A 26,932-nucleotide genomic window follows, 5' to 3' on the forward strand; every position below is an offset into this window, starting at 1 on the left:
TCGCTACCGTTGAGCGTAGCGCTGCTACCCCCGGGCGGCAGTCGCAGTCGGCACAAGCCGCGTCGGCGGACACACGCAGGGACGCACCGGGGCCCGTCACCCCCAGTGGGTGACGGGCCCCGGATCAGGCTGCGAGCAGCAGGCGGCGCGGACGCCGCCGCGCCTACCCGCGATAGGTCTCCAGCAGCCGCAGCCACACCTCGCTGACCGTCGGATAGGCCGGAACCGCGTGCCACAGCCGGTCGATCGGCACCTCGCCAGCGATCGCCACCGTCGCCGAGTGGATCAGCTCGCCCACGCCGGGGCCCACGAAGGTCACGCCGAGCAGGACCTCGCGGTCGAGGTCGACGATCATGCGGGCGCGGCCTTCGTAGCCGTCCGCGTAGAGGCCCGCGCCCGCCACACCCGCCATGTCGTAGTCCACGGCCCGCACGCGGCGGCCAGCGGCTTCCGCCTCCGCGAGGGTGAGGCCCGCCGATGCCGCCTCGGGGTCGGTGAAGACCACCTGGGGTACGGCGGCGCGGTCGGCGGTGGCGGAGTGCGCGCCCCAGGCGTCGGTCTCCAGGAGCGGGACGCCCTGGGCGCGGGCGGTGATCGCGGCGCCGGCGATGCGGGCCTGGTACTTGCCCTGGTGGGTGAGGAGCGCGCGGTGGTTGGCGTCGCCCACCGCGTAGAGCCAGGTGCTGCCCTGCACCCGCAGGCTCTCGTCGACCGGCAGCCAGGCACCGGGGTCCATGCCGATCGTCTCCATGCCGAGGTCGTCGGTGCGCGGGGCGCGGCCCGTGGCGAAGAGGATCTCGTCGGCTTCGAGGGTGTCGCCGCCGTCCAGGGTCGCCGTGACCGTGCCGTTCTCCCTCCGCACGGCCGTGACGGAGACGCCGGTGCGGACCTCCGCGCCCGCCTCCCTCAGCGCCTTGGCGACCAGCTCCCCGGCGAACGGCTCCATACGGGGCAGCAGCCCCTCGCCCCGCACAAGGAGCGTGACCTGCGAGCCGAGCGCCTGCCAGGCGGTGGCCATCTCCACGGCGACGACGCCGCCGCCGACCACCGCGAGGCGCCCCGGCACATGATCGGCGCTGGTGGCCTCGCGGCTCGTCCACGGCTTCACGTCGGCGATGCCCGGCAGGTCGGGCAGCGCGGCGCGGGTGCCGGTGCACACCGCCACCGCGTGCCGTGCGGTGAGGGTCACCTCGGATCCGTCGGAGCCCGTGACGGTCACCTGACGGGTCCCGGCGATGCGGCCGTGCCCGCGGTGGAGGTCCACGCCGATCGAGTCCAGCCAGCCGACCTGGCCGTCGTCCTTCCAGTGCGAGGTGTAGTCGTCCCGGTGTGCGAGGACCGCCGCCGCGTCCAGTGGCCCCTGCACCGACTGGCGAAGGCCGGGCACCTTGCGGGCGTCCGCGCGGGCGATGACCGGGCGAAGGAGCGCCTTGCTCGGCATGCACGCCCAGTACGAGCATTCGCCCCCGACGAGTTCGCTCTCCACGATCGCCACGCTCAGGCCGCCCGCACGGGCCCGGTCCGCGACGTTCTCCCCCACGGGACCGGCACCCAGGACCACTACGTCGTACGTCTTCGAATCCGTCATGGAAGCCAGTGTGGTCGCAGGTGTGCGTCGTGGCCACATGGGTACGCGCGCGAAAGCGAGCACGGGTGAGCGCGTGGAATACGTCCGCCGCCCGGGCCGTTGTGCACAGCGGCTTCGACCGACAGCAGGAAGAGGGAAACACCATGAGCAGCACGACTGTGGAGCTCACCAAGGAAAACTTCGACCAGACGGTCACGGACAACGAATTTGTCCTGATCGACTTCTGGGCCGAGTGGTGCGGTCCGTGCAAGTCGTTCGCGCCTGTCTACGACAAGGCCGCCGAAGCCAATCCCGACATGGTCTTCGGCAAGGTGGACACGGAGGCGCAGCCTGAGCTCGCTCAGGCCTTCGGCATCCAGTCGATCCCGACGCTCATGATCGTCCGTGATCAGGTGGCCGTGTTCGCACAGCCCGGCGCGCTGCCGGAGGCCGCCCTGGAGGACGTCATCGGGCAGGCCAGGAAGCTGGACATGGACGAGGTACGCAAGTCCGTCGCCGAGGAGCAGGCCAAGGCCCAGGCGCAGGAGCAGTAGGGAAGACCCACAGACAGACCACAGACAGCCCCACAAGCAGCAGGGTCAGCTGGACTCGCGGTGCACTGCCGTCGCACCGAGCACGTCGTGCACCTCGGGCTCCATGCCCGGGTCGCGCACGACCCGGTCGACGAGCTCCGCGAGCTTCTGACCCGAGGGCAGCTCGATGCGGACCGTGCTGAGGCGCGGCCGCAGGAGCCTGCCGAGCATCAAGTCGTCGGCGCCGATCATCGCCGTCTCCTCGGGGACGGCGATGCCTTCGTCCTGGAGCGCCCTCATCAGGAGCATCGCGAACTCGTCGTTGTACGTGAAGACCCCGTCGACGCCGAGCGTGCGCCAGCGGGCCGCGAGCCGGGCAGCGGACTCCTCGTCGTAGGCGAGGGGCAGCTCCGTCACGGTGGCGTCCGGTCCGTGCTTGGCCAGCGTGCGGCGGATGCCCTCGGCGCGCGGGCGCGCGAAGGGTTCGAGGCCCGGCTCCTCGGGGATCACGACGCCGATGTGCCTGCTGCCGCGCTCCAGGAGGTGCGTGGCGGCGCACCGGCCGATGAGCCGCTGGTCCATGAGCAGGGCGTGGGCGCCCTCGGCCCGCTGCGGGCCGAGCGTGAAGACGGCCTTGGCGCCTGAGCGCTTCAGGACGCTCACGCCGCGTGCGCCGAGCCCCGACGCGTCGGGGGCCAGGACCGCGACCGGGCGCAGCTCGGCCCAGGCGCGGGCGGCCTCCTCGCCGGTCAGGCCGAGGCTGCCGTACTGCACGACGGTGTAGTCGAAGCGGCTGAGCGCCCACTGCAGCTCGTTGAAGAACTCGCTGAAGAGCGGGCCCGCCGGGATCTGCGGCGTGGGCATCAGGACCACCCGGGTGTGCCCGGCGCGCAGGCTGCGGGCCGCGGCGTGCGGGACGTACCCCAGTTCCTTGGCGGCCTCGTGGACGCGGCGGCGGGTGGGCTCGCTGATGCGGACGGCGCTCGTGTTGTTCAGGACGTACGAGACGGTCGCGCGTGAGACTCCCGCCAGACGCGCCACGTCGGCGCTCGTCGGCACGGAGTACTGCGCGGGCTGCTGTGCGGTCTTGTTCGGTATCTGCACCATGGCGGGGCTCATCCTTCCAGACGGCGCGGGGGCTCTCCCAGGCGGGCGGCGGGGCGCCCCTGGCCTGCGTCGGGGCGCGTTCGGCGGATGGTGCGCGGCGTGAACTGCCCTGTCCTCGTACCGCGTTCCCTCCTCGCCCGTTAGCGTGCGTGCACCTGCCCGTCGATCAAAGGTGCCCCCACATGACTGCCGACCGTGCCGAGGGTCTCGCGCGCACCGCCCGCGCGCTGGCCGCCGGAGAAGTGTCCTCACGTGCGCTGACGGAGCGGACGCTGGCGCGGATCGAGGCCTCGCAGCCCGAGCTCAACGCCTTCAAGCTGCTGCGGGCCGAGGCCGCACTCGCCGAAGCGGACGCCGCCGACCGGGAGTTGGCGGCCGGTGGGACGGGGAAGCCGCTGCTCGGCGTGCCGCTCGCCGTGAAGGACGACACCGACATAGCTGGCGAACCGACCGCTTTCGGCTGCCGGGGCGACTTCCCGCCGAAGAAGGAGGACGCCGAGTCCGTACGCCGGCTGCGGGCGGCCGGAGCCGTGATCGTCGGCAAGACCAACACGTGTGAGCTGGGCCAGTGGCCCTTCACGGAGGGGCCCGGCTTCGGGGACACCCGCAACCCGTGGCACACCGGGCACACCCCCGGCGGCTCGTCCGGCGGCTCGGCGGCCGCGGTCGCCGCGGGCCTGGTCCCCGCGGCGCTCGGCTCGGACGGCGCGGGCTCGGTGCGCATCCCCGCGGCCTGGACCCATCTCGTCGGGATCAAGCCACAGCGCGGCCGCATCTCGACGTGGCCCTGGCCCGAGGCCTTCAACGGCATCACCGTCAACGGCCCGCTCGCACGGACCGTCGCCGACGCGGCCCTGCTGCTGGACGCGGCGAGCGGCAACCACAGCGGTGACCTGCACAAACCGTCCGCCATCAGCGCATCGGACGCGGCGACCCGCGATCCGGGGCGGCTGCGGATCGCCCTGTCCCTGCGGATGCCGTTCACCGCGACCCCCAAGCGCCTGCACCCCGTGGTGCGCCGCAAGGTCATGGTCCTCGCGGACCGCCTCGCCGAGCTCGGGCACGACGTCGAGGAGGCCGACCCGCGCTACGGCCAGATCGGCCTCGACTTCGTGCCGCGCGCCACGGCCGGCATCACCGACTGGGCCCGCGAGGTCCCCGCCCCGCACCTGCTCGACCCGCGGACCAAGGAGGCGGCTCGCCTGGGCCGCCTGCTCGGCGGCGCCCCGCTGCGCCTGGCCCGCCGCGCCGAAGCCGCCCTGCACCGCCGGGTCGGCGCGATCTTCTCGACGTACGACGTGGTCCTCACGCCCACCACGGCCACTCCCCCGCCCCGGATCGGCACCCTGTCCGAGCTCAGCGGCTGGCGCACCGACCAGGCGATGATCGCGGCCTGCCCCTACGCGTGGACGTGGAACGTCCTGGGCTGGCCCGGCGTCAACGTGCCCGCGGGCCGGGTGGGGGACGGCCTTCCGGTCGGCGCGCAGCTGCTCGGGCCCGACGGCAGCGAGCCGCTCCTGGTGTCGCTCGCGGCGCAGTTGGAGGCGGACCAGCGCTGGCACGAGCAGTGGCCCGCGTATCCCCCGCATCCCGCACGGCCCGCACGTCCCGCGCGGGCGTCATGAGTTCTTGGCGAGGGTGCCCCACAGCGCCGGGTCCTCGAAGCCGATGGCCCACAGGACGGTGTGGCGCACGCCGTACTTCCGCAGGACCGGCAGGTGCGCCGCCGTGCCGCGCGCGTCCTGGTACCAGACCGTGCGGCGCTTGCCGCCTTCGTTGTAGGTGAAGTGGGGCGTGCTCGACTCGGGGTCGATGCGGTAGGGCGCGCCGACCCTGCGGCGCAGCGCCTCCGCCTCCTTCCACGTGACGTGCTTGGCGCGGGCGCCGCTGCCGACCGTCCAGTCCCAGCCGTAGCCGGGCAGTCCCATCTCCAGCTTGGCGGCCGGGACTTCGGCGGTGGCGTTGCGCAGGATCTCCTCGTACCAGGCGGGTGACGACAGGGGGCCGGGGGAGCCCTCGGCCCAGTGCTGGTCGTAGGCCATGATGCGCAACCGGTCGGCGGCCGCGCCCAGTCGGCGGTAGTCCCACACGCGCCCGCTGATCCGTGTCTTCGGCGAGACCGTGATCACGCAACTCTTGCGCAGCGCGCGCAGCCGCGCGCACAGGTCGGTGACCATCGTCGCGTAGCCCGCTCCCACCTTCTTGTAGGCGGAGTCGCCGGTCGGCGCGATGGACTCGTAGTCCAGATCGATGCCGTCGTAACTGCGGCTGCGGACGACCCGAAGGAGCGCCTCGATGTGCTCCGCGCGGCGGGCCTTGTCGGTGACGACGGCCGCGAGCGCTCCGGGCCGCATCCGTTCCATCACGGTCGGCACGACCTTGATGCCCGCCTTGTGGAGCCCGTCGATGACGCGGCGCGAGCCGGCGCCCGTGTGGCCCGCGACGCTTCCGGCCGTTTTCGCCTCGTACCAGAAGGGGCTGACGGTGTGCAGTTGGTCGGCGTGGCGCAGGGCGTCCTGGTACGCGGCTTCCTGGTCCCAGTAGGGAAGCCACCCCGAGACGGTGCGCGGCGGCGGTGCGGAACGGTCGGTCGGCTGAGGGAGCGTGGGGGCAAGTGCCGTGCCACAGAGGGCAAGGACTGCGGTGACCCGGGCTCGGCTGAGGTGTCGTCGTGGCGCCATGGACCCGAGCCTGCGGCGCATCGGGCGGACCCGCCCCGCGGGTTGGGCCAGACAGGTTCTACGGTGTCCCGCGTGACTGCCAACACCGATGACCAGCAGATGTCCGAGCACCCTGGCCGCACGGGCCGCACCGCGACCACCGAGGCCGAGCCGCGCGAGGTCGGCCAGGTCCAAACGACGTACGCGCCCGCCCACGACGGCGATCCCGACCCCGGCGAGATCGTCTGGACGTGGGTTCCCTACGAGGAGAACGACGGGCGTGGCAAGGACCGTCCCGTCCTGGTCGTCGCGCGCGAGGCGCGCGGCACGCTGCTCGCCGTGCAGCTCTCCAGCAAGCGGCACGCCGACGAGAGGGACTGGGTGCCGATCGGCAGCGGGCCCTGGGACCGCGAGGGCCGCGAGTCGTGGGTCGCCGTCGACCGGGTGCTTCGGGTGCACGACGCGGGCATGCGGCGCGAGGCGTGCGCGCTCGACCGGATGCGGTTCAATCTGGTCGTGCGGCGGCTTCAGGAGCGTTACGGCTGGCGTTGAGCGCTAAGGCAGGGGTTGAGCCGCGCCCCTGAAACCCGCGCCGAACGCCTCCTCGAAGGCGGCCCGCGTCACCGCGCCGCGCGTGCGGTCGAGCACCCCGAAGACGACGTGCTCGAAGTACCCGTGGAAGCGGCCGCCTTCGGCGAGCAGCGACCGGAACGCCTCCGCCACCTGCGCGGGGTCGTTCTGGAAGACCCCGCACCCCCACGCGCCGAGCACGAGCCGCCGGTAGCCGCAGGCGACGGCGGTCTCCAGGACCCGCTCGGCGCGCCCGGCCAGGGCGGACGGCAGCTCCGCGGCGCGCTCGGGGGCCTGGCGCAGGACGACGCCCGCGTTCGGCGCCGCCGAGGTCAGGAAGCCGACGCCGTACGCCTCGTCGAGGAGCCGCCCCCGGTCGTCGCGGAAGACCGGCACGGCCGGGGAGTGGATCACGCGGTCGCTGTAGAAGGGGTCGCGGTGGGCGCGGTGGTGGTCGTAGAACTCCCGGGCCGAGCGCACGCACGTGTACAGCGCCGAGGCCCGGCACAGCGCCTCCTCCTGGGCCTGCGCGCCGTTCAGATAGCCGCCGCCGGGATTGCGCGCCGAGGAGAAGTTCAAGGCCGCCACCGGGCCGCCGTCCCCGCCCGTCAGGCGGTGCGCGGCCTCCAAGCTGCTCTCACCGGTGACCTCGACTACCGTGGAGATCAGCTCGGGCGGCGTCGCGGGAGTCACGTGCAGGGCCGCCGGACCGAACATCCGCGTGCCGGAGCGCGCGGCGTCCACCGCTTCCGCGATCACCACCTCGCGGCCGCCCGGAGCGGTATACCGCCCTGCCGCCACGATTTCCTCGGTCTGCTGCGCGATGCCACGCAGTCGCGCACTCATGCCCGCTCTCCCGTCCCGACCTCTGTCGCCTCGTCACCCGACTCACACATGAACGCATCGTGAGCTCTTCCCGACGCCCGCCGCAACAGAATTCCCTCGCACCGTATTGGCCCGAGGGGCACTCTTGTGCGAACGGCCGACAAGGTCTTGGGTGGGACGAGCGCTGCCAACTCGGTCACACCCCTATCGAGTTGACCGGGTGGTCCACAACCGTTGGACCAGGCAGAACTTGAACAGGAGGACCTCTGCATGCCCGAGGGCGACTGTACGACGTACCGCGCGAAGTACGGCACCGCGGTCTCCGAGTCCGAGGCGGAGGCGCTGGTCACCGGCATCTGCTTCAAGACCGGACCACCACGCGTCACCGGTGTCGAACTGGAATGGCTGATCCACGAGCCGCACCGGCTCCATCTGCCCGTGTCCCCCGCCCGCCTCGAAGCGGCCTACGCCGCACTGCGGGCCCTGCCCCTGCACTCCCTGATCACCGTCGAACCAGGCGGCCAGCTGGAGCTCAGCTCGCTCCCCGCCACCTCGCTCATGGAGTGCGTGTCCGCCGTATCGGCTGATCTCTCGTTGGTACGCGACCGACTCGCCACCCTGGATCTGACACTCACCGGGCTCGGTGCCGATCCCTGGCGCCCGCCGTCCCGCATCCTGCACCGGCCGCGCTATGACGCGATGGAGTCCTATCTCGACCGCACGGGTCCCGCGGGCCGCCGCATGATGTGTTCGACGGCCTCCGTGCAGATCTGCCTGGACGCGGGCCACGAGGAGCCGGGCCCGCTCGGCTACGGCCGGCGCTGGCGGCTCGCACACCTCCTCGGCCCCGTACTGGTCGCCGCGTTCGCCAACTCGCCGGTCCAGGACGGGCGTTCCACCGGCTGGCGCTCCACGCGGCAGGCCGTGTGGGCGTCGATCGCCCCGGGCACGTCCGGCGCCCCGTCGATGGACGCGGAGCCGCGTGCGGCCTGGGCGCGGCACGCCCTGGACGCGCCGGTGATGTTCATCAGGGGCGAGGACGACGGACACGACGCGCCCTGGACCGTGCCGGAGGGCCTGACCTTCCGCACCTGGGCCCGCTCGGGCGGGCCGCGTCCGCCGACCCGCGACGACCTCGACTATCACCTGACCACGCTTTTCCCGCCCGTGCGCCCGCGCGGCCACCTGGAGCTGCGGATGGTCGACGCGCAGCCGGGTGCGGACGGCTGGGTCGTGCCGCTCGCGGTGACGAGCGCGCTCTTCGACGACCCGCAGGCCGCCGAGACCGCCTACCGCACCGTGAAGCCGCTGGCCGAGCGCGCGTGCCCGCCCGGCGCGCCCGCGGCGCCGCGCAGCCCGCTGTGGCTGGACGCGGCGCGGCACGGTCTCGCCGACCCGGAGCTGCGCGAGGCCGCGGCCGACTGTTTCGCCGCGGCGGCCGACGCGCTGCCCCGCATGGGCGCGAGCGCCGAGGTGCGCGATGCCGTCGCCGCGTACGCCGAGCGGTATGTCGCGCGGGGCCGCTGCCCGGCGGACGACCTGCTCGACGGGCACCGGGACGGCCACCACTACGACCACGAGCACGAGAAGGGCATCCTCCGATGACTCCTCCGACGACCGGAACCGTCAGCGACCCCGATGCGCTTCGTCGGCGCGCCCTGGCGGCGCTCCTGACCGCCAGGGACCGCACCTCGCTCCTCACCACGTGCGTCGAGGAACCCGAACTCACCGCACAGCACTCGCCGTTGATGTCACCGTTGGTCTGGGACCTGGCGCACATCGGCAACCAGGAGGAGCTGTGGCTGCTGCGGGCGGTGGCGGGCCGTGACGCCATGCGGCCCGAGATCGACGGCCTGTACGACGCGTTCGAGCACCCCCGTTCCGAGCGGCCGAGCCTGCCGCTGCTCGCGCCCGTCGAGGCCCGCCGTTACGCGTCCGAGGTGCGGGGGCGCGCACTGGACGTACTGGAGAGCACGCCCTTTCGCGGCTCACCGCTGACCGAGTCGGGCTTCGCGTTCGGCATGATCGCGCAGCACGAACAGCAGCACGACGAGACGATGCTGATCACCCATCAGCTGCGCTCGGGCGCCACGGCACTGACGGCTCCGGACCCCGCGCCCGCGCCGCCGTTCAAGGGCCCGGCCGAAGTCCTCGTGCCGGGCGGTCCTTTCACGATGGGCACGTCCACCGAACCGTGGGCCCTCGACAACGAACGTCCGGCGCACCATCGTCTGGTCCCGCCGTTCTACATCGACACGACGCCGGTGACCAACGCCGACTACCAGCGCTTCATCGCCGACGGCGGCTACCGCGAACAGCGGTGGTGGACGCCGTCGGGCTGGGACATGGTCCGCGGCAACGACCTCTCGGCGCCGCTGTTCTGGCGCCAGGAGGGCGGCCGGTGGCTGCGCCGGCACTTCGGGACCGTCGAGGCCGTCCCGCCCGACGAGCCGGTGCTGCACGTCAGTTGGTACGAGGCGGACGCGTACGCCCGCTGGGCGGGCCGGCGTCTGCCCAGCGAGGAGGAGTGGGAGAAGGCCGCCCGGCACGACCCGGCGTCCGACCGCTCCATGCGCTACCCGTGGGGCGACGCCGACCCCACACCCGAGCGCGCGAACCTGGGCCAGCGCCATCTGCGTCCGGCCCCCGCCGGCAGCTATCCCGCCGGGGAATCCCCGCTCGGCGTACGCCAGTTGATCGGCGACGTGTGGGAGTGGACGTCGAGCGACTTCCTGCCCTATCCCGGGTTCGCCGCCTTCCCCTACCCCGAGTACTCGGACGTCTTCTTCGGCGGCGACTACAAGGTGCTGCGGGGCGGCGCGTTCTCGGTGGACGAGGTGGCGTGCCGTGGCACGTTCCGCAACTGGGACCACCCGGTGCGGCGGCAGATCTTCTCCGGGTTCCGCACCGCGCGCGACGCGGATCCGACGGAGGGGGTCTGATGTGCCGTCACCTGGCCTACCTGGGACCCCATGAGCCGCTCGGAAAGCTTCTCGTGGAACCCTCGCACAGCCTGTTCCGCCAGTCGTGGGCGCCGCGGCAGCAGCGCTACGGCACGGTCAACGCCGACGGTTTCGGGGTGGGCTGGTACGCCGGCGGCGACCCCGTGCCCGCCCGCTACCGCCGCTCGGGTCCGGTCTGGGGCGACCAGTCCTTCGCGGACCTCGCCCGGGTCGTGCGGTCCGGGGCGGTGCTCGCCGCGGTGCGCGACGCGACCGAGGCGGGCGCGGACGGGGAAGCGGCGGCGGCGCCGTTCGCCGCCGGGACCTGGCTTTTCAGCCACAACGGCGCGGTCACGGGCTGGCCGCGCTCGCTGGCCCCGGTGGCCCGCCTCCTGCCGCCCGAGAACCTGCTCTCCCTGGAGGCGCGGTGCGACTCCGCGCTGGTGTGGGCGCTCGTCCTGCACCGGCTGCGCAGCGGCGACGACGAGGGCCAGGCCCTCGCGGACACCGTGACCGAGGTCGCCGAGGCGGCACCCGGATCGCGCCTCAATCTCCTGCTCACCAACGGCGAGACGATCACCGCGACGGCCTGGGGCGACACCCTCTGGTATCTGTCCGAACCGGGCCGCCGCACCGTCGTGGCCTCCGAGCCCTACGACGACGATCCGCACTGGCGCCAGGTGCCCGACCGCACGCTGCTCGCCGCCAGCCGTACCGATGTCCTGCTGACCCCGCTCAAGGAGCCCACCGCGTGAGCCCGTTCCAGCTGACCCGCACCCTGCCCGTGGACGCCACCGATGCCGCTCTGCGCGCCGACGTCCTGCACGGCCTCACCCTCCCCCAAGGTCTCGACTCCGCTCGACCAGGGGGGACCCCCATCCCCAAGACGCTGCCACCTAAGTGGTTCTACGACGCGCGGGGCAGCGCGCTCTTCGACGAGATCACCACGCTGCCCGAGTACTACCCGACGCGCGCCGAGCGCGAGATCCTGCAGACCCGCGCCCCGGAGATCGCCGGGGCGACGGGCGCGCGCACGCTGATCGAGCTGGGCTCGGGCTCGTCGGAGAAGACCCGCCACCTGATCGACGCGCTGCCGGGCCTGCACACGTACGTACCCGTGGACGTGAGCGAGAGCGCGCTCACCGGCGCCGCGAACACCCTGATCGCCTCGCGCCCCTCCCTGAACGTGCACGCCCTGATCTCCGACTTCACCCGCGGCCTCGCCCTGCCGGGCACACCGGGCCCGCGCCTGGTCGCCTTCCTGGGCGGCACGATCGGCAATCTGCTGCCTGCGGAGCGCTCGGCGTTCCTGGCGTCGGTACGCTCCCTGCTCTCCCCCGGCGACGCGCTGCTGCTCGGCACCGACCTGGTGAAGGAGGAGTCGGTGCTCGTCTCGGCATACGACGACGGGGCGGGCGTCACGGCCTCCTTCAACAAGAACGTCCTGACCGTGATCAACCGCGAGCTGGGCGCGGACTTCGACCCGGACGCGTTCTCGCACGTGGCCGTCTGGGACCGCGAGCACGAGTGGATCGAGATGCGCCTGCGCTCCCTGGCCGCCCAGACGGTGAAGATCCCGGCGCTCGACCTGGCGGTCGACTTCGAGCGCCACGAGGAGATGCGCACCGAGATCTCGGCGAAGTTCCGTGAGGACGGCGTGCGGGCCGAGCTGTCCGCGGCGGACCTGAAGCTGACCCACTGGTGGACGGACGAGAGGGCACGGTTCGCGCTGTCGCTGAGTGTGGCGCGCTAGCACTGCCCGGTGAACAGCTCGGTGAACAGCTCGGTCCTGTGACCATCACGGCCCACTGACATCCAGCTCCCGGGTGATCCGGCGCGAGGCGACCTTCGCCTCCGTCGCCGGGTCACCCCCGCCGAGCACCTTCGACATGTACGCCTTGATCGGGTTGTCCGCCTCCACGGCGGCCCACTTCGGCGAGGCCGGCGTCGCCCGCCCCCTGGCCGCTCCCGCGGCCATCGCGGCGACCCCCTCCTCGCCCGAGACGAGGGAGGCCAGCGTCGTCTTGTTCGGCACGTAGTCCATGGTCCTGGCCAGGTCCTTCTGCCACTTCTTGCCCGCGAGAGCCTCGATCACGGCCACCGCGCCCCTGCGGTCCTCCGTCTTTCCGCGTACGACGAGGTCGGACCCGCCGGTGAAGACCGCTCCCGGTTTCGCCGCCGTCTTGCCCGGGATCGGGAAGTAGCCGAGCTTCCCCTTCAGTTCGGGGTTCGCCTCCTCGATGGCGCGTGCCGTCCCCGGCACGGCGACGATCTGCGCCACATCGCCCTTGGCGAAGACCCCGGCCTGCGGCGGATGCTCCTCGTCGGCGTCCCGGGGGCCCTCGCCCAAGGCCTGCAACTGCCGGTAGAACTCCATGCCCCGCAGCGCCGCGGGCGTGTGCAGGCTGCCCTCCCACACGCCTCGCGACCCCTTGGCCTCCGTGGCGAGCTCGCCGCCCTCGTCCCAGATGAATCCGGCCAGGGTGTACCAGTCCTGGCCCGCCAGATAGATCCCCTGGTCGCTACCGGAGTCGAGCCGCCGGGTGTCGGCGATCCACTGCGCGCGGGTCTTCGGCGGCTGTTCGATCCCGGCCCGTGCGAACAGGTCCTTGTTGTAGATGACGACGCGGTTGGCGGCGTACCAGGGAATGCCGTACTGGCTGCCGTTGTACTGTCCGGGCTCGGCGAGACCCGGCAGCCAGTCCTTCATGCCGAAGTCGCGCGCGGACTCCAGGGTGAGGTCGTCGAGCCCGCCCTCGTCGACGTACTGGGCGACCTGGGTGTTGCCGACCTCGATGACATCGGGCCCGTCCTCCGCCTTGAGCGCGGCCTTGACCTTGCCGCCGATGCCGGTCCACTCCTGGAGGCGTATCTCCAGGTCGATGTCGCCGTTCCGCTTCTCGAAGTCGGTCGTGAACCGCTTGATGAACTCCTCCGAAGCGCTGCCCCGCATGAACCACACGGTGACGGTCCGCTTCTCCTCTCCTCCGCCGGGCAGGACGCCGCATCCCGCGAGCAGCGTGGTCGTGGCGAGGGCGAGGGACAGGGACTTGGCGACACGGCGGTGCGGTTTCACGTGGGTCACTTTCTTCCTGCGGACAGGGGAAGGTCGGCCCGACGTGGGGGTGAGCTGGTGGCTCGAACGGGTACGGCTGGATTTTGGTCTGTACCAATGGGTCGGTCAAGAGGGAACGGCACCGGGATCGGATATTCCGGTGCCGTTCGCGCGCGGGATCGGGGGCGGGGTCGCGGGTGGGATCAGCTGCCGGGAACGGTGTCCTCGAACGCGGTGCCCGCGCTGCGGTAGGCGCTGACCTGCGCCTTCACCTGGTCCGGCGGGAGGACCTGGTCCTTGACGTGCAGGACGTAGTCGACCTGCTGGTCGTAGGCGCGCGGGGTCGTGCTCGACTGGCCCGCCAGGTCGATGAGCCACTGGTTGAAGTTGATCGACATGGGCCGCTCCGGCAGGTACTTGGCGTCGTGCGCGGCGAACAGCTGCCCGTCGACGTAGTACTTGATGGTGCTGTCGTCGATGGTGAAGACGACGTCGTGCCAGCCCGCGTAGCTCTGCCGCACCTCGGTGTGCTGGTTGACGGCCTCCCACGGCTCGGGGTTGAAGGTCTCCCAGGACGTGGTGTAGAGGATGTCGGCCGGCTCGCCCCAGCCTCCGTTGGGCAGGTACTCGAAGTCGTACTCGGAGTAGTCGTCCGCCATCGGGGCCTTGAGGTCGTTGATGGAGAAGAACGCCTGCACGAGGTGGTCCCCGTCGGGGCCGCCCGCCTTGGGCGCGTCGGCGTACTTCACGCGGGCCGCGTAGGTGCCGTTCTTGAACTTGACCGCCTTGGTGAGGATCTCGGTCTGCTCCGTCGATCCGCCCGTGCCCGCGGTCGACGTCTCCAGGTTCATGACGGAGTTGCCGTCGGCTTCGGGGAAGGTGATGTTCTCGGGCACCCAGGAGGCTCCGGGCACTCCGGGCCCGCCCGCGTTGGCGCGGATGCTCCAGCCGTGCTGGGAGATCTTCGGGTCGGTGTGGCCGGTGTAGCTGAAGTCGTCAAAGAGCGCGGGGGCGGCGACGGTCGCCGTGCCGCCGGCGTCGGGCGCGGCGGAGGCGGGCAGTGCGGCCAGACCGGCGAGGCCGAGCCCCGCGGCCGCCGCGACCGCGATGGCAGTTCTGACCCGGAACGTCATGGCCCGGAACGTCACGCTGGAGCGGTGTCGGTTCATCGACCTGATTCCTTTCGGAATGCCGGGAGCGCTCACCGCTCCCGGCGTGGGGGGAGGTGCGGTACAACGACACACCGTGGCTTTACCAATTGGTAAGGTGACCACTCGCGAGGACTGAAGGTGGCATGGACCAATGGGGGCGTCAAGTCCCCTTGCGTGAGGGGGACTTGCTCGTCATGGATGACTCAGTAAAGGCGTTGACATCAAGGGACCAGCAGGGCGTACCCGGCGGCGTACTCAAGCGCGAGCGCGTGCGCGAGGTCCTGCTCGATCTGATCGAGAGCCGCCGACCGGGCGACGCGATCCCCTCCGAGCGCACGCTCTGCACCGAACTCGGCGTCTCCCGGCCGACGTTGCGCGCCGCCGTCGACACGCTGGTGGCCTCGGGGCTGCTGGTGCGCGAGCACGGCCGGGGCATGTTCGTGGCCCGCGCCAAGGTCACCCAGGAGCTGGCGCCGGGCAGCCGCCCGCTCACCGCCCCGCGGGCCGCGGGCGACTGGTCGAGCAGCGTCCTGGAGTTCAGCACGGTCCGGGCCGGGGCCCGGGTCGGCCGCAGACTCCGGATCTCCCCCGCCGCCGAGCTCGTGTACGTGGTGCGGCTGCGCCTGGTCGACGGTGAGCCCATCGCCCTGGAGCACCTGCACATCCCGGCCGCCCTCGCCCCGGGGCTCACCCCCGCGCAGGTGGAGTCCGGGTTCTACGCCCACCTGCGCGAGGCCCGCCGCATCCGCCCCGCGCACGCCGCGCAGTCCATCGAGCCCACGGTCCTGACCGAGGGCGAGGCGGCCCTGCTCGGCGTGCCCGTGCTCTCCCCCGCCCTGCTCTTCGACCGGCTCACCACGGACACCGAGGACCGCCCCGTCGAGTACGTGCGCTCCCTCTACCGCGGCGACCGCTACCGCATCGTCTCGCGGCTCGAACTGGACGGTGCCGCCGAGCACCCCGCGCCCACCGCCTCGCGCACCGCCGCCTGGTGGGGCACGGTGGAGTGACCTCACCCCACAGCTGTGAGGTCACCACACGGCGGAGAGGAACACTCTGATGTCCGACCACACCTACCGGGTCACCGAGATCGTCGGCACCTCGCACGAGGGCGTCGACCAGGCGATTCGCAACGGCGTCGCCCGCGCATCGCAGACGCTGCGCTCGCTGGACTGGTTCGAGGTCACCCAGGTGCGCGGCCACATCGAGAACGGCGAGATCGAGCACTACCAGGTGGGCCTGAAGGTCGGCTTCCGCCTGGAGGACGGCGACAGCGCCTGACACCCACGCCGGGCTGTCACGTCCGCCCCTCACGCTCCTGAGCGTCCTTCAGAGCGGCGGACGTGCTCGCCCAGCGCGCCCGTACGACCGTGAAGCCCGCCCGCTCCGCCTCGTCGCACACCAGCTCGTCGTCGTCCACCAGCATCCGGACCTCGCGGGACGCGGAGATCCTCCGCAGGATCTCCAGCTTGGTGCGGCGGGCGGGCCGCCGGTCGTCGTTGCGGCGCATCCAGATCCGCCCCTCGGGAAGCCCCTGCGCCGCGAGCCACGCCACGGTGTCCTTGCGGCACCGCTCGGGCCTGCCCGTGAGGTAGGCGACCTCGCACTCCCCCGCGCTCTGTAGGGCGAGAGCCACGCCCCGCTCCAGCGGCGGGTCCTCCGGGGCCGCCGCGAAGAAGGCCGCCCAGTCGCGCGGCCTGCCCTCCAGGAAGCGCTGGCGGTGCGCGGTGTCCGCGAGCGTGCCGTCCAGGTCGAATACGGCCAGTGGCCTGCTGTCTTCCGTCACGCGCCCAGCGTAGGCAATCCCCGGGACGGCCACACCGGGCCCTCGGGTTCTACGGCCGCGGCCCCCGGTAGGTTCTGCCCCCGCGACGCGGCAACGCGGCCTGCGCCTCGCCAGGAGTCGCGAGCGTCTCGGCGGCCAGGTGCAGCTCCGCCCTGACCGTCACGGACGACAGGTCAAGGCCCAGGGTGTCGCCGCACTTGTTCAGCCAGGCGGTGAGGGTGGCCCTGTGCAGCCCCAGCTCGGCGGCGGCGGGGGCGGTCCTGCCGCGCTGCCCGAGCCAGCAACGGAGCGCGGTGCGCAGCCGCGTGTCCAACGGCGCGAGCAGGGCGGAGGCCCAGCGCTCGGCCTGGCCGGAGCCGAGCAGTTCAGGGGGCAGTGGAGTGGCGGGAAGGCGTACGTACGAGGCGGCCGGGTCGGGTGGTGCCGGGGCGCGCAGGGCCAGCAGCAGCTGCGCCTGGGCGGTGGGTCTTTCCAGGTCGGCCGCGAGGAGAGCGCCGATGCCGCGCAGCCGTGAGCGGACCGTGCCCTCGGACACGTCGAGGGCCGGTGCCGCGGCCTGGGCCGAGCCCGACCGCAGCCAGGCCTCCAGGGTCCGGCGCTGGTCACGGTCCAGGGGCTGGAGGACGGCCGCGGACCATGCGGCGAGCCGGTCCGCGGGCAGGACGCGGAGCAGGCCGTGTGCCCCGAGGCCGGCCGCGGGGACGAGACAGCCCACGGCCGCGCTGTTCCGCGCGGCCCCGGCCTCGGCCCATGCGGTGGGGACCATGTCCAGGGGCGCGGGGTCCGCCGCTCCCCCGGACAGCTGGTGGCGCTCGGCGATCCGGGCCAGGAGCGGGAGCGTCGCGCTCTGGTCGCCCCGGGCGCCGTGCAGGGCGACGACCACCAGTTCCCTCGCGGCCAGGCTGACCAGCATGCGGGTGGTGGTGCTGCCGAGAGGCGCACCGGGCTGCGCCGCGCGCCACAGGGCCTGGTGTGCGGTGTGGGCGTTGCTCCCGGCGAGCCGGTACACCGTGGCGTGGGTGGCGTGCGTGGCCGTGCTGCCTCCGAGCATGTCGGCGGCCAGCCGGTGGTGGCCGCTCAGCAGCAGGTGCAGGGCGGCGCCGTGCAGCCGCTGCTCGGCGCCGCGCGTCTCGTCCGCCTGCCGGGCGAGCACCAGGAGCAGATCGACGGTGAGCTGTGCGATCAGGGCGACGCGGGGAGCGGGCGTCGCCTTGCCGGGGCCGAGGACGAGGACGGCATCGGCCGCGGGCTGGATGGTGAGGTGCGGATGGGACCGGGGGTGCGCGGCGGCACGCACCCCCGCGGGCCCGGCGCTGTGCGGGTGGCTGTGGAGGGCGCCCGCCGCGGGGGTCACCAAGGCGGCCCAGCCGCCGGCCAGGGCGGCGGCCTCGGCGATCAGCGCGGCGTCGGAGCGGCCTGCCGCCTGCGTGAGCCGTCGCGCTGCCCGGCAGGGCGTGTCCTCGACGGCGGGGGCGGGCGCGGGCCCCGCGCCGTGCTGCGCGCGGCCCGCCCTGCTCTCCGTCACGGAATCCGTGCGACGGCGCCCCACCCCGCGCGCACGGTGGTGCGGTCCGTGGTGGAGTCGGGCCGCCAGTTCGGCCAGGAGACGAAGCCGGGTTCGACCAGTTCGAGCCCCTCGAAGAAGGCGACCGTCACCTCCGGCTCGCGGAAGATGTAGGGAATCGCGCCGGAGTTGTTGTACTCCTCCTGCACCTTTCGGTGTTCCTCGTCCGAGGCGGTGGAGTGGCTCAGGGCCAGATAGCTCCCCGAGGGGAGTTTCTCCACCAGGCGACGCACGAGAGACAGGGCGTCGTCCCAGTCCACGATGTGACCGAGGACGTCATTGATCACCAGGGCGACGGGCCGGGTCATGTCCAGCGTCCTGGCCGCGCCCTCCAGGACCGCGTCCGTGTCGCGCATGTCCGCGAGCACATAGGCGGTGGCGCCCTCCGGGGTGCTGGTGCGCATCGCGTGCACGTGCAGCAGGACGAGCGGGTCGTGGTCCACGTAGACCACCCGGGATTCGGGGGCGATGCGCTGGGCGACCTCGTGGGTGTTGTTCGCCGTCGGTAATCCGGCGCCCAGGTCGAGGAACTGGCGAATCTTGGCGTCCCGTGCCAGGTGGCTGACCGTGCGCCTCAGGAAGTCCCGTGACTCACGGGCGAATTGCTCGATCAGCGGATACTTGTCGCGGTAGGCGTCACCGGCCTGCTGGTCGGCGGGGAAGTTGTCCTTGCCGCCGAGCCAGTAGTTCCAGACACGCGCGCTGTGGGCGACGGAGGTGTCTATCTCCGGGGGCAGTTTCGTCGGTTCGGTCACGCCAGTTCCTCTTTCGACTCGTGGGGGTGGGACGCGGCGGTACAGGAGTAGTCAAGGAGCATGAGGTAGGCCGTCACGGTCTCGTGCGCGTCCCAGACGTCGGCCGTGCCGGGCAGGCATCCCTCCCGGACCACGTGGTCGGAGATCTCCGGCACCTCGACCCGGTACACGGTCAGCGGTGGTTTGCCCGTCATGGCGTGCGCGGGCCCGTCCAGCGGGTGGATCTGCAAGGTCACTTCGGGGCGCTCGGCGGCGGATCGGAGCGACTCCTTCTGCCCGGCCATGGTCTGTGCGTCCCCTACGCGCGTGTGCAGGGCCGCGGCCGACATCAATGCCCAGATGCGCGTCTGCTGGGCGCGCAACCGGTCTTGACGCTGCATCAGGAATTCGGTGCGACGGTCCTTGTCCGCAGGCGACAGATCCGGGCGCAGGACGTCGTCGACGGCGCGGGCATAGGCCGGGGTGCGCAGCAGGGCGGGGACCAGCGAGGGGTGCCAGGTCCTGATGATGCTGGCCGCGGACTCCACGCTCATCAGGTCCAGCTGCCATACGTCCATGACGGCACGCCACGGATGCCACCAGCCGGGGCGGTTGGCGGCCGCCAGTTTCCCGAGGAATTCCTCGGTCTCCGCCGGGCCCGCCCCGTACACCGAGAGGAGGGTGGAGACCTGGCCCGCGTCCAGAGATGTCTGGGCCTGTTCGATGCGGCGGACGGTGGCCGGGTGGGCGCCGAGAGCCTCTGCCGCCTGCCGGAAACTCAGCCCCGCCGATTCACGCAGCGTTTTCAGCCGGGTGGCCAGAACGAGATGCGCGACGGTCCGGCCGGATCGTTCGCGGGCCACAAACACCTCCCCTCTTCCCGCACTTACCGCAACTTGTGGATCGTGCACACTCTGTACCTTGCAATCGATGCGCGCAACCCTTTGTATGTCCGTATTCCCTATGGCGAGAGAACCGGATCGAACCGAGCGAAGGGAGGATCAACTATCCGTGAGAGCACGTAAGTTGAAATCAAAAACAAACGGAACGACCCCGACTCACGCAGGGCTGCCGCCGAGTGACGAGCGATATCTCCAGCGAATCCACGACTTTTTCCACTTGTTGAACGGCGAATGGCATTGGGACGTCCTCGTGGCCCTGAATGACCGGCCACTGAAGTACACGGAACTATTGAATACGGTTCGCGTGCAGACCCCCGTCAGCAACTGGCCCGGAAATGCCCACCATTACCTCGAGGAGGGCATGCTGAGCCGGACCCTGCAACGCCTCACGCAGGGAGAACTCATCGAACGCGAACGCGCGATGGACTTCCCGCACGCCACGACGTACCGCCTCGCCCCACCGGCCCGCGAGCTCCTGACGGTCATGGCGCCCGCCGCCGAGTAGACCCAGGCGCACTCCGCCCTCGTGGTCCGCGTCCAGGGGCTGCGGCAGAGGGTGCCCGAGGAGTAGGGGGCCCGGTCTCCACGGCGATCGAAATCACTTTGCCCGCTCCCCGCACGTGACGGATCATGGAGACCACAGAGGAGATCAGTACGCGATCCCCACCGGCGAAGGGATCTCGAGTGGCAGCGACCCGGTTCTCCGTGCTCGACCGTTCCCGCACGCGCGAGGGGCACGACGCCCCCGAGGCCCTGCGCGACACCGTCCGCCTGGCCAAGGAGCTCGAAGAGCTCGGCTATCACCGTTTCTGGGTCTCCGAACATCACGCGGTGCCGGGCGTCGCGGGATCCGCGCCGACCGTCCTCGCCTCCGCCGTCGCCGCCGCGACGCGCACCATCCGGGTCGGCACGGGCGGCGTGATGCTGCCGAACCATCAACCCCTCATCGTCGCCGAGCAGTTCGGGGTCCTCGAAGCGCTCTTCCCCGGGCGCATCGACATGGGGCTCGGCCGCTCGGTGGGCTTCACCGACGGGGTGCGCAAGGCGCTCGGCCGCGACAAGCACGACGCGGAGGACTTCGCGGCGCAGCTCACCGAGCTCCTGGGCTGGTTCCGCGGCACGTCGGACACCGGAGCGCACGCGCGGCCCGCCGAGGGCCTGACCGTCCCCCCGTTCGTCCTGGCCATCGGCGAGGGCGCCACCATCGCGGCACAGGCCGGGCTCCCGATGGTCATCGGCGACATCAGGAGCCGCGAGAAGATGCTCCGCGGCATCGAGCACTACCGCGCGTCGTTCCGGCCGTCGGAGTGGTCGAGCGAGCCGTACGTCGTCGTCTCGGGCACCATCGCCGTCGCCGGGACCCCCGAGGAGGCCCGCCGCCTGCTGATACCGGAGGCCTGGTCGATGGCCTACTCACGCACCCACGGCACGTTCCCGCCTCTGCCCCCGGCCGAGCGCGTCGAGTCACCGGCGATGACGATGACCGAGAAGGAGCGCGGCTTCTACGCATCCGGTCTCGCCGGCCACATCCACGGCACGGAGGAGCAGGTGGCCGACGAGCTCGAGACGCTGATCAAGGAGAGCGGGGCCCAAGAAGTGCTGGTCACGACCAGTACGTACGACCGTGCGGGCCTCCTGGACTCCTTCCGGCGCCTGGCCCGGGTCGCGGGTCTGGCCACGACCTAGAATCGTGGGGTTTGCCCCCGAGCCGCGTACGGAGTCCCCATGCACAGCCCCCACGATCCGTTCGTACGTGTCCGGGGTGCCCGCGAGCACAACCTGCGGGACGTCGACGTGGACATCCCGCGTGACGTCCTCGCGGTCTTCACCGGCGTCTCCGGCTCGGGGAAGTCCTCGCTCGCCTTCGGGACGATCTACGCGGAGGCCCAGCGCCGCTACTTCGAGTCCGTCGCCCCGTACGCCAGACGGCTGATCCACCAGGTGGGCGCGCCGAAGGTCGGCGAGATCACCGGCCTGCCCCCGGCGGTCTCGCTCCAGCAGCGGCGCTCGGCGCCCACGTCCCGCTCCTCGGTGGGCACGGTCACCAACCTCTCGAACTCGCTGCGGATGCTCTTCTCCCGCGCGGGCACCTACCCCGATGGCGCCGAGCGGCTCGACTCGGACGCCTTCTCGCCGAACACGGCCGCGGGGGCCTGCCCGCAGTGCCATGGCCTGGGCCGCGTCCACCGCACGAGCGAGGAGCTCCTGGTCCCCGATCCGTCCCTCTCCATCCGCGAGGGCGCGATCGCCGCCTGGCCCGGCGCCTGGCAGGGCAAGAACCTCCGGGACGTGCTCGACACCCTCGGCCACGACGTCGACCGTCCCTGGCGCGAGCTGCCGCGGACGGACCGGGAGTGGATCCTGTTCACGGACGAGCAGCCGGTGGTGACGGTGCATCCGGTGCGGGACGCGGGCCGCATCCAACGCCCGTACCAGGGCACGTACATGAGCGCCCGGCGCTATGTGATGAAGACGTTCTCGGACTCCAAGAGCCAGACGCTGCGCGCCAAGGCCGAACGGTTCCTGGCGAGCGCCGACTGCCCGGCGTGCGGCGGCAGCAGGCTGCGCCCGGAGGCGATGGCGGTCACGTTCGCGGGCCGCACGATCGCCGACCTCGCCGCGCTGCCCCTGTCGGAACTGGCCAAGTGCCTGGAGAGCAGCTCGGGTTCGGAGGCGGCGCGGGTCCTGTCCGAGGATCTCCTCGGCCGCATCGCCACGATCACCGAGCTGGGCCTCGGCTATCTGAGCCCGGACCGCGCCACGCCCACCCTCTCCACGGGCGAGCTCCAACGGCTGCGCCTGGCGACCCAGTTGCGCTCCGGGCTCTTCGGTGTCGTGTACGTCCTTGACGAGCCGTCGGCCGGTCTGCACCCCGCGGACACGGAGTCCCTGCTCACCGTCCTCGACCGGCTCAAGGCCGCGGGCAACTCGGTCTTCGTCGTGGAGCACCATCTCGATGTCATGCGCCACGCGGACTGGCTCGTCGACGTGGGTCCTGACGCCGGTGAGCACGGTGGCCAGGTGCTGCACAGCGGCCCGGTGCCGGACCTTCAGAGCGTCACGGGGTCCGCGACGGCCCGCTTCCTCTTCGGCCGCGAGCCCGCTCCTGTACGCCCGGTGCGCACCCCGAAGGGCTGGCTGAAGGTCGGCCCCGTGAGCCGGCACAACCTGCGCGACGTGACGGCCGAGTTCCCGCTCGGCGCCTTCACGGCGGTCACCGGCGTCTCCGGTTCGGGCAAGTCCACGCTCATCGGCGAGGTCACCGAGGACCTCGACGGCGTGGGGCGCCTCGTGTGCGTCGACCAGAAGCCGATCGGCCGCACGCCCCGCTCCAACCTGGCCACCTACACGGGCCTCTTCGACGTGGTGCGCAAGGTCTTCGCGGCCACCGACGCGGCACGGACACGGGGCTACGGCGTGGGGCGCTTCTCGTTCAACGTCGCGGGCGGGCGCTGCGAGACCTGCCAGGGCGAGGGGTTCGTGAGCGTGGAGCTGCTCTTTTTGCCCAGTACGTACGCGCCGTGCCCCGACTGCGGGGGTGCGCGCTACAACCCCGAGACCCTCGAAGTGACGTACCACGGACGGAACATCGCGGAGGTGCTCGACCTGACGGTGGAGGCGGCCGCGGAGTTCTTCGCGGACACCCCGGCCGTCGCCCGCAGCCTGCGGACCCTCCTGGACGTGGGTCTCGGCTATCTGCGCCTCGGCCAGCCGGCGACGGAGCTGTCGGGCGGCGAGGCCCAACGCATCAAGCTGGCAAGCGAGTTGCAGCGTGTCCGGCGCGGTCACACGCTCTACCTCCTGGACGAGCCGACGACCGGACTCCACCCGGCCGACGTCGAGGTCCTGATGCGCCAGCTGCACGGACTGGTCGACGCGGGCCACTCGGTGGTGGTCGTCGAGCACGACATGGCGGTGGTGGCGGGCGCGGACTGGGTGATCGACCTGGGTCCCGGCGGCGGTGACGCGGGCGGTCGTGTGGTCGCCGCCGGGCCGCCCGCGGTGGTGGCGGGCACCGAGGGGAGCCGGACGGCGCCGTATCTGGCGCGGGCCACGGCCGAGGGCCGCTGAGGTTGGTACACACCAACTCCTTGACGGCACCCGGGAGTCTGCCTTAAATCAAGTACTGAACAAAGCGTCGGGGTTGATCGCTCGTCGCGTTCAGTTCTCGATGTCTGATTGTCATGCGCATGCCCTATCGATCAGGCGCATGCCTGAGCACTCGCCCCCCACCCCCTCGCCACCCCCACGTGAAGCGATGTGATGACAGTGCACACCTCTTGGCGCCGCCGTGCGGCGCTCTCCACGGTCGCCCTGGCCTGCTGCGCCTCGGCCCTGGCCGGACTGCCCGCCGGAGCGTCGGCGGCCCCCTCCCCCACCGGTTCCACGGCGGCCGCCGCCACGTTCACCGACGACTTCAACGGCGCCGCGGGCTCCGCGGTCGACGGCAGCAAGTGGCAGATCGAGACCGGCGACAACGTCAACAACCACGAGCGGCAGTACTACACCTCGGGCAACAACAACGCCGCCCTCGACGGCCAGGGCAATCTGGTCATCACCGCCCGCAAGGAGAACCCCGGCAACTACCAGTGCTGGTACGGCCGTTGTGAGTACACATCGGCCCGCCTGAACACCTCGGGCAAGTTCACCCAGACGTACGGCCACGTCGAGGCCCGGATGAAGGTGCCGCGCGGGCAGGGCATGTGGCCCGCGTTCTGGATCCTGGGCGCCGACATCGGCAACGTGGGCTGGCCCCAGAGCGGTGAGATCGACGTGATGGAGAACGTCGGCTTCGAACCGGGCACCGTCCACGGCACGCTGCACGGCCCCGGCTACTCGGGCTCGGGCGGCATCGGCGCGGGCTACACCCTGCCCGGCGGCGAGGCGTTCTCGGACAAGTTCCACACGTTCGCGGTGGACTGGTCACCGAACAAGGTCACGTGGTCCGTGGACGGCAACGTCTACCAGACCCGCACCCCGGCCGACCTGGGCGGCAAGCAGTGGGTCTTCGACAAGCCGTTCTTCCTGATCCTGAACCTCGCGGTCGGCGGCTACTGGCCCGGCGACCCGGACGGCAGCACGAGCTTCCCGCAACAGCTCGTCGTCGACTACGTCCACGTGACCACCAACAACTAGGCGGCACGCGCTGGTTCACCCGCTAGTTGAGGCGCGCCAGCGTGTGCGCGGCCTCGCGGGTCGCCGGATACAGGTCCAGGTAGAGCCCGTAGAGCTGGTCATAGACGGCCGAGGTGGTGGCATCGGGGGCGACCACCTCGACCGTCGGGTTCCAGTGCGCGATGTCGCCCGGTGCGGCGAGCCCGGCACCGACCGCCGCGAGGAAGGCGTCGCCGTACGCGGCACCGATGGTGTGGCGCGGCAGTTGCTGCTCGCGCCCGGTCACGTCGGAGACGATCCGGGTCCACAGCGCGCGGGCACCCCCGCCCACCGCGACCAGGCGTTCGGCGGATGCGCCCGCCTCGGTCATCGCGGCGAGATTGTGCCGGACGCCGTACGCGGTGGCCTCCAGGGCGGCCCGGTAGAGGTGGCCGCGGCCGTGCCGCAGCGTCAGTCCGTGGACCAGCCCCCGGGCGTCGGGGTCGAAGAGCGGGGTGCGCTCCCCCGCGAAGTACGGCAGCATCAGCAACCCCTCGGCGCCGGGCGGCAACGCCCCTGCCTCCGCTGTCAGTTGCTCGTACGAGGCGCCGGTGAGGTCACGCAGCCACCCGGTGACCGCACCCGACGTCGCCATCCCGGCGGCCAGGCAGTACGTGCCGGGGAACGCGCCCGCCGTGCCCCACAGATGCGGGCTGGTCAGCGGCTGAGGCAGGATGCCGACCAGGAACATCGTCGTGCCGTACATGAGCATCAGGTCGCCGGGGGCCGCGACACCGACACCGGCCGCCTCCGCCCAGGCGTCGACCGTGCCCGCGATGACGGGCGTGCCCGCGGGGAGCCCGGTCAGGGCCTCGGCCTCCGGGGTCACGGTCCCGACGACGTCGCAGGGCCAGGCCAGTTCGGGCCACTGGAGGCCCGGGGCGATCTCCTCGCAGCGCTCGTCGATCCACGACCGGGCGGCCAGGTCGTACAGCGGAGTGCACTGGCTCGCCGAGTGGTGATCGAGGACGTACCGACCGGTGAGGCGGTGCACGAGATACGAACTGGCCATGTACCAGCGGCGGGTGACCTCGTACGCCGCCGGTTCGTAGCGGCGCAGCCACTCCAACTTCGGGCCGATCGCCTGGCTGGTCAGGGGCGAGCCGCAACGGCGGATGATCTCGTCGGGGCCGTAGCGCTCGCTCTGTTCGGCGATCTCGGCTCCGGCCCGGGTGTCGACGCCGTACAGGATGGCCGGGCGGACCGGCGTGCCCTTCTCGTCGACGGGGAGCAGACAGGGCCCGATGCCGCTCACACCGACCGCGGCGAGCGAATCGCCCGCGGGCAGGGCGGCGAGCAACTCCCGTGCCAGGGAACGGAAATCGGTCCACCACACGCCGTCCGCGTCGTGCTCGAACCAGCCGGGGTGCGGCGTGGACGTCGCGTGCTCGCGCTGCGCCTGGGCGACGAGCGTGCCGTCGGGGCGGACGAGGACGCCCTTGGAGGAGGACGTCCCGATGTCGACGCCGAGCAGGAGACCGGTGCGGGGCGCGGTGGCGGAGGTCGCGGCCATCGGCGTCACGGCTGACGGGGGCATGCCTGTCGGGGTCATGGCTACGGAACGATCGAGTCGACGTAGCCGCCGTCGACCCGGATCGCCCCGCCCGTCGTGGCGGAGGCCAGCGGGGAGCTGAGGTAGACCACCATGTGCGCGATCTCCTCCGGCTCGATGAGCCGCTGGATCAGGGACTGCGGGCGGTGCTTGACCATGAACTCCCGCTGCGCCTCGTCCCAGGGCAGCGCGGAGTCGACCAGTTCGTACACGAAGTCCTCCACGCCGCCGGTGTGCGTGGGGCCCGCGATCACGGAGTTGACGGTCACGCCGGAGCCGGCGGCCTCCTTCGCGAAGCCCCGGGAGACCGCGAGGAGCGCGGTCTTCGACATGCCGTAGTGGATCATCTCGGCGGGGACGACGATCGCCGAGTCGCTGGCGATGTTCTGGATCCGTCCCCAGGCGCGGTCCTTCATCCCGGGCAGGTAGTGCCGGATCATGCGGACGGCGGTCAGTACGTTGACCTCGAAGTAGCGGCGCCATTCGTCGTCGCTGATGTCGAGGGCGGGCTCCGCGCCGAAGACGCCGAGGTTGTTGATGAGGATGTCCGCCTGCGGAACGGCCGCGAAGACCTGCGCGGCGCCTTCGTCGGTGGAGATGTCACCGGGCGCCGGGAGGAATTCGGCACCGCCGTGCTCCTCCTTCAGCCGCTCGACGGCCTTGTCGACGGAAGCGGCGGACCGTCCGTTGACGGCCACCCGAGCACCCGCCCTGGCCAGGCCGACCGCGATGGCCGACCCGATTCCCTGGGTCGATCCGGTGACGAGGGCGGTCTTGCCGGAGAGATCGACGAGCATGCTGCGTACCTCCTGCTGCGGTGCGACTGGGTG

24 protein-coding genes and 1 pseudogene are annotated in these 26,932 nt (G+C 71.9%); 13 read left to right on the plus strand and 12 right to left on the minus strand.

What is annotated here, in order from left to right:
* Positions 1-163: 163 nt before the first annotated feature.
* Complete coding sequence (locus tag M4V62_RS05380) at positions 164-1,588, minus strand: dihydrolipoyl dehydrogenase family protein (protein WP_249586067.1); 1,425 nt, start codon at positions 1,586-1,588, stop codon at positions 164-166.
* Between the two features lie 143 nt (positions 1,589-1,731).
* On the opposite strand from M4V62_RS05380, the gene trxA reads away from it, so the two are divergent.
* Positions 1,732-2,121 carry a thioredoxin gene (gene trxA, locus M4V62_RS05385; protein ID WP_249586068.1) on the plus strand — a complete coding sequence of 130 codons (390 nt, stop codon included), beginning with the start codon at positions 1,732-1,734 and terminating at the stop codon, positions 2,119-2,121.
* A 45-nt stretch (positions 2,122-2,166) separates the two neighbouring features.
* On the opposite strand, the gene M4V62_RS05390 is transcribed toward trxA, so the two are convergent.
* Positions 2,167-3,207, minus strand: a complete 1,041-nt coding sequence (locus tag M4V62_RS05390; protein WP_249586069.1) for a LacI family DNA-binding transcriptional regulator — start codon at positions 3,205-3,207, stop codon at positions 2,167-2,169.
* Positions 3,208-3,389: 182 nt separating this feature from the next.
* Between M4V62_RS05390 and M4V62_RS05395 the strand changes: the two genes are divergently transcribed.
* A complete protein-coding gene (locus M4V62_RS05395) occupies positions 3,390-4,832 on the plus strand; it encodes an amidase (RefSeq protein ID WP_249586070.1) in 1,443 nt (480 codons plus the stop codon).
* Here the strand turns inward: M4V62_RS05395 and M4V62_RS05400 are convergent.
* On the minus strand, positions 4,827-5,888 hold the full coding sequence (locus M4V62_RS05400) for a glycosyl hydrolase family 18 protein (RefSeq protein ID WP_249586071.1): 1,062 nt from the start codon (positions 5,886-5,888) through the stop codon (positions 4,827-4,829). The two genes, M4V62_RS05395 and M4V62_RS05400, sit on opposite strands and share 6 nt — an antisense overlap.
* Positions 5,889-5,960: 72 nt before the next feature.
* Here M4V62_RS05400 and M4V62_RS05405 point away from each other — a divergent pair, with 72 nt between their 5' ends.
* Positions 5,961-6,419: a type II toxin-antitoxin system PemK/MazF family toxin gene (locus tag M4V62_RS05405; RefSeq protein ID WP_425574967.1), complete on the plus strand. Its 459-nt coding sequence runs from the start codon at positions 5,961-5,963 to the stop codon at positions 6,417-6,419.
* Between the two features lie 3 nt (positions 6,420-6,422).
* Here M4V62_RS05405 and M4V62_RS05410 read toward each other — a convergent pair whose 3' ends face one another.
* Complete coding sequence (locus M4V62_RS05410) at positions 6,423-7,283, minus strand: TIGR02452 family protein (protein WP_249586072.1); 861 nt, start codon at positions 7,281-7,283, stop codon at positions 6,423-6,425.
* 249 nt (positions 7,284-7,532) lie between these two features.
* Here M4V62_RS05410 and egtA point away from each other — a divergent pair, with 249 nt between their 5' ends.
* Genes egtA through egtD form a run of 4 tightly spaced genes read left to right on the plus strand, consistent with a single transcriptional unit; the run spans position 7,533 to position 11,957 of the window.
* Positions 7,533-8,867 (plus strand): ergothioneine biosynthesis glutamate--cysteine ligase EgtA, encoded by a 1,335-nt coding sequence (gene egtA / locus M4V62_RS05415; RefSeq protein WP_249586073.1) that lies wholly within the window; start codon positions 7,533-7,535, stop codon positions 8,865-8,867.
* On the plus strand, positions 8,864-10,204 hold the full coding sequence (egtB, locus tag M4V62_RS05420) for an ergothioneine biosynthesis protein EgtB (RefSeq protein WP_249586074.1): 1,341 nt from the start codon (positions 8,864-8,866) through the stop codon (positions 10,202-10,204). Before egtA ends, egtB begins: the two co-directional genes overlap by 4 nt.
* A complete protein-coding gene (gene egtC, locus M4V62_RS05425) occupies positions 10,204-10,959 on the plus strand; it encodes an ergothioneine biosynthesis protein EgtC (protein WP_249586075.1) in 756 nt (251 codons plus the stop codon). Before egtB ends, egtC begins: the two co-directional genes overlap by 1 nt.
* Positions 10,956-11,957, plus strand: a complete 1,002-nt coding sequence (gene egtD, locus M4V62_RS05430) for an L-histidine N(alpha)-methyltransferase (protein ID WP_249586076.1) — start codon at positions 10,956-10,958, stop codon at positions 11,955-11,957. Before egtC ends, egtD begins: the two co-directional genes overlap by 4 nt.
* Positions 11,958-12,002: 45 nt before the next feature.
* Here the strand turns inward: egtD and M4V62_RS05435 are convergent, their stop codons facing one another.
* Both M4V62_RS05435 and M4V62_RS05440 read right to left on the minus strand, forming a co-directional pair.
* Positions 12,003-13,280, minus strand: coding sequence for an extracellular solute-binding protein (locus tag M4V62_RS05435; protein ID WP_249586077.1), 1,278 nt, complete (start codon positions 13,278-13,280; stop codon positions 12,003-12,005).
* Positions 13,281-13,462: 182 nt separating this feature from the next.
* Positions 13,463-14,269, minus strand: a pseudogene (locus M4V62_RS05440) (glycoside hydrolase family 16 protein); the annotation flags it as partial.
* A 335-nt stretch (positions 14,270-14,604) separates the two neighbouring features.
* Between M4V62_RS05440 and M4V62_RS05445 the strand changes: the two are divergent.
* Both M4V62_RS05445 and M4V62_RS05450 read left to right on the plus strand, forming a co-directional pair.
* Complete coding sequence (locus M4V62_RS05445; protein WP_249586078.1) at positions 14,605-15,420, plus strand: GntR family transcriptional regulator; 816 nt, start codon at positions 14,605-14,607, stop codon at positions 15,418-15,420.
* Positions 15,421-15,469: 49 nt separating this feature from the next.
* Complete coding sequence (locus M4V62_RS05450; protein WP_190078819.1) at positions 15,470-15,691, plus strand: dodecin; 222 nt, start codon at positions 15,470-15,472, stop codon at positions 15,689-15,691.
* Positions 15,692-15,707: 16 nt separating this feature from the next.
* Here M4V62_RS05450 and M4V62_RS05455 read toward each other — a convergent pair whose 3' ends face one another.
* The 4 genes from M4V62_RS05455 to M4V62_RS05470 are packed head-to-tail and all read right to left on the minus strand — an operon-like array spanning position 15,708 to position 19,357.
* Positions 15,708-16,196, minus strand: a complete 489-nt coding sequence (locus M4V62_RS05455) for a phosphatase domain-containing protein (protein ID WP_249586079.1) — start codon at positions 16,194-16,196, stop codon at positions 15,708-15,710.
* Positions 16,197-16,245: 49 nt separating this feature from the next.
* Positions 16,246-17,721 carry a helix-turn-helix domain-containing protein gene (locus M4V62_RS05460; protein WP_249586080.1) on the minus strand — a complete coding sequence of 492 codons (1,476 nt, stop codon included), beginning with the start codon at positions 17,719-17,721 and terminating at the stop codon, positions 16,246-16,248.
* On the minus strand, positions 17,718-18,515 hold the full coding sequence (locus M4V62_RS05465; RefSeq protein WP_249586081.1) for an SAM-dependent methyltransferase: 798 nt from the start codon (positions 18,513-18,515) through the stop codon (positions 17,718-17,720). Before M4V62_RS05465 ends, M4V62_RS05460 begins: the two co-directional genes overlap by 4 nt.
* Positions 18,512-19,357, minus strand: coding sequence for a helix-turn-helix domain-containing protein (locus M4V62_RS05470; protein WP_249586082.1), 846 nt, complete (start codon positions 19,355-19,357; stop codon positions 18,512-18,514). The genes M4V62_RS05465 and M4V62_RS05470 overlap by 4 nt, the downstream gene beginning before the upstream one ends.
* A gap of 400 nt (positions 19,358-19,757) precedes the next feature.
* Here M4V62_RS05470 and M4V62_RS05475 point away from each other — a divergent pair, with 400 nt between their 5' ends.
* The 4 genes from M4V62_RS05475 (at position 19,758) to M4V62_RS05490 (ending at position 24,532) form a co-directional block, all read left to right on the plus strand.
* Positions 19,758-19,901 carry a winged helix-turn-helix transcriptional regulator gene (locus M4V62_RS05475; RefSeq protein WP_249586083.1) on the plus strand — a complete coding sequence of 48 codons (144 nt, stop codon included), beginning with the start codon at positions 19,758-19,760 and terminating at the stop codon, positions 19,899-19,901.
* Between the two features lie 125 nt (positions 19,902-20,026).
* The gene (locus tag M4V62_RS05480; protein ID WP_249586084.1) at positions 20,027-21,082 is read left to right on the plus strand and encodes an LLM class flavin-dependent oxidoreductase; all 1,056 of its coding nucleotides are present in this window, start codon (positions 20,027-20,029) and stop codon (positions 21,080-21,082) included.
* A 39-nt stretch (positions 21,083-21,121) separates the two neighbouring features.
* Positions 21,122-23,467, plus strand: coding sequence for an ATP-binding cassette domain-containing protein (locus tag M4V62_RS05485; RefSeq protein ID WP_249586085.1), 2,346 nt, complete (start codon positions 21,122-21,124; stop codon positions 23,465-23,467).
* A gap of 192 nt (positions 23,468-23,659) precedes the next feature.
* Positions 23,660-24,532 carry a glycoside hydrolase family 16 protein gene (locus M4V62_RS05490; RefSeq protein ID WP_249586086.1) on the plus strand — a complete coding sequence of 291 codons (873 nt, stop codon included), beginning with the start codon at positions 23,660-23,662 and terminating at the stop codon, positions 24,530-24,532.
* Positions 24,533-24,554: 22 nt separating this feature from the next.
* Here the strand turns inward: M4V62_RS05490 and M4V62_RS05495 are convergent, their stop codons facing one another.
* The gene (locus tag M4V62_RS05495) at positions 24,555-26,063 is read right to left on the minus strand and encodes an FGGY-family carbohydrate kinase (RefSeq protein WP_249592699.1); all 1,509 of its coding nucleotides are present in this window, start codon (positions 26,061-26,063) and stop codon (positions 24,555-24,557) included.
* Between the two features lie 41 nt (positions 26,064-26,104).
* Positions 26,105-26,899 (minus strand): SDR family NAD(P)-dependent oxidoreductase, encoded by a 795-nt coding sequence (locus tag M4V62_RS05500; RefSeq protein ID WP_249586087.1) that lies wholly within the window; start codon positions 26,897-26,899, stop codon positions 26,105-26,107.
* Positions 26,900-26,932: the final 33 nt, after the last annotated feature.

Origin of the sequence: Streptomyces durmitorensis (assembly GCF_023498005.1) — a bacterium.
Classification (GTDB): domain Bacteria; phylum Actinomycetota; class Actinomycetes; order Streptomycetales; family Streptomycetaceae; genus Streptomyces; species Streptomyces durmitorensis.

Bases quoted from the DNA above. Each gene is read 5' to 3' on its own strand.
- M4V62_RS05500 (WP_249586087.1), bottom strand. From the start codon at position 26,899: ATGCTCGTCGATCTCTCCGGCAAGACCGCCCTCGTCACCGGATCGACC.
- M4V62_RS05380 (WP_249586067.1), bottom strand. From the start codon at position 1,588: ATGACGGATTCGAAGACGTACGACGTAGTGGTCCTGGGTGCCGGTCCC.
- M4V62_RS05485 (WP_249586085.1), top strand. From the start codon at position 21,122: ATGCACAGCCCCCACGATCCGTTCGTACGTGTCCGGGGTGCCCGCGAG.
- egtA (WP_249586073.1), top strand. From the start codon at position 7,533: ATGCCCGAGGGCGACTGTACGACGTACCGCGCGAAGTACGGCACCGCG.
- M4V62_RS05475 (WP_249586083.1), top strand. From the start codon at position 19,758: ATGCTGAGCCGGACCCTGCAACGCCTCACGCAGGGAGAACTCATCGAA.
- M4V62_RS05490 (WP_249586086.1), top strand. From the start codon at position 23,660: ATGACAGTGCACACCTCTTGGCGCCGCCGTGCGGCGCTCTCCACGGTC.
- M4V62_RS05480 (WP_249586084.1), top strand. From the start codon at position 20,027: ATGGAGACCACAGAGGAGATCAGTACGCGATCCCCACCGGCGAAGGGA.
- egtB (WP_249586074.1), top strand. From the start codon at position 8,864: ATGACTCCTCCGACGACCGGAACCGTCAGCGACCCCGATGCGCTTCGT.
- M4V62_RS05445 (WP_249586078.1), top strand. From the start codon at position 14,605: ATGGATGACTCAGTAAAGGCGTTGACATCAAGGGACCAGCAGGGCGTA.
- M4V62_RS05450 (WP_190078819.1), top strand. From the start codon at position 15,470: ATGTCCGACCACACCTACCGGGTCACCGAGATCGTCGGCACCTCGCAC.
- egtC (WP_249586075.1), top strand. From the start codon at position 10,204: ATGTGCCGTCACCTGGCCTACCTGGGACCCCATGAGCCGCTCGGAAAG.
- M4V62_RS05390 (WP_249586069.1), bottom strand. From the start codon at position 3,207: ATGGTGCAGATACCGAACAAGACCGCACAGCAGCCCGCGCAGTACTCC.
- M4V62_RS05400 (WP_249586071.1), bottom strand. From the start codon at position 5,888: ATGGCGCCACGACGACACCTCAGCCGAGCCCGGGTCACCGCAGTCCTT.
- trxA (WP_249586068.1), top strand. From the start codon at position 1,732: ATGAGCAGCACGACTGTGGAGCTCACCAAGGAAAACTTCGACCAGACG.
- M4V62_RS05495 (WP_249592699.1), bottom strand. From the start codon at position 26,063: ATGGCCGCGACCTCCGCCACCGCGCCCCGCACCGGTCTCCTGCTCGGC.
- M4V62_RS05395 (WP_249586070.1), top strand. From the start codon at position 3,390: ATGACTGCCGACCGTGCCGAGGGTCTCGCGCGCACCGCCCGCGCGCTG.
- M4V62_RS05410 (WP_249586072.1), bottom strand. From the start codon at position 7,283: ATGAGTGCGCGACTGCGTGGCATCGCGCAGCAGACCGAGGAAATCGTG.